Origin of the sequence: Calderihabitans maritimus (genome assembly GCF_002207765.1) — a bacterium.
Classification (GTDB): domain Bacteria; phylum Bacillota; class KKC1; order Calderihabitantales; family Calderihabitantaceae; genus Calderihabitans; species Calderihabitans maritimus.
Window position 1 is genome coordinate 1 of record NZ_BDGJ01000009.1, and the last position, 1,194, is coordinate 1,194.

General features: G+C 51.3%; 1 protein-coding gene. It reads left to right on the forward strand.

Features of this window, described 5'->3' with window-relative positions; translation table 11 throughout:
- Position 1: 1 nt before the first annotated feature.
- The coding region (gene tuf, locus KKC1_RS01580; protein WP_088552767.1) for an elongation factor Tu at positions 2 to 1,194 on the forward strand (1,193 nt) is incomplete at its 3' end.

Genomic DNA, 1,194 nt, shown 5'->3' on the forward strand with positions numbered 1-1,194 from the left:
AATGGCGAAGGCGAAATTTGAGAGGACGAAACCGCACGTTAACGTAGGAACAATAGGGCACGTAGACCATGGGAAGACGACCCTGACGGCAGCGATTACTTTTACGCTGGCGAAAGTTGGGGGTGCGGTAGCGACGGCGTATGACCAGATAGACAATGCGCCGGAGGAGAGAGAGAGAGGGATTACGATAGCGACGGCACACGTAGAGTACGAGACAGAGAAGAGGCACTATGCGCATGTAGACTGTCCGGGACATGCGGACTATGTAAAGAACATGATTACCGGAGCGGCGCAGATGGACGGAGCGATTTTGGTAGTATCGGCGGCGGATGGTCCTATGCCGCAGACACGGGAGCACATTTTGCTGGCGCGTCAGGTAGGGGTACCGTACATTGTAGTATATTTGAACAAGGCGGACATGGTAGATGATGAAGAGCTGATGGAACTGGTAGAGATGGAAGTAAGGGAACTGCTGAATGAATATGAATTTCCTGGTGACGACGTACCGGTAATAAGAGGGTCGGCATTGAAGGCGCTGGAATGCGGTTGTGGGGAAAGAGAATGTGAATGGTGTGGATCGATTTGGCAACTGATGGATGCAGTAGACGAGTACATTCCGACGCCGGAGAGGGACAAAGACAAGCCGTTCCTGATGCCGGTAGAAGACGTATTCAGCATTACGGGACGTGGGACAGTAGCGACGGGTAGAGTAGAGAGAGGTACGGTAAAAGTAGGGGATGAAGTAGAGATAATTGGATTACGGGATGACATAAGGAAGACAGTAGTAACAGGAGTAGAGATGTTCCGTAAGCTTTTGGACGAAGCGCAGGCGGGAGATAACATTGGTACGCTGCTTAGGGGGATAGAGCGTAAGGAAATAGAACGGGGAATGGTTCTGGCGAAGCCTGGTACTATCAAGCCCCACCGGAAATTTAGTGCGGAGGTATACGTACTAACCAAAGAAGAAGGTGGGAGGCACACTCCGTTTTTTGAAGGATACCGGCCGCAGTTTTACTTCCGGACCACTGATGTGACCGGGGTAGTTAAGCTGCCGGAGGGAGTAGAGATGGTAATGCCAGGGGACAACGTAAAGATGGAAATAGAACTGATAACTCCGATTGCTATTGAGGAAGGTTTACGTTTTGCTATCAGGGAAGGTGGCCGCACGGTAGGTGCGGGCGTGGTCACTTCTAT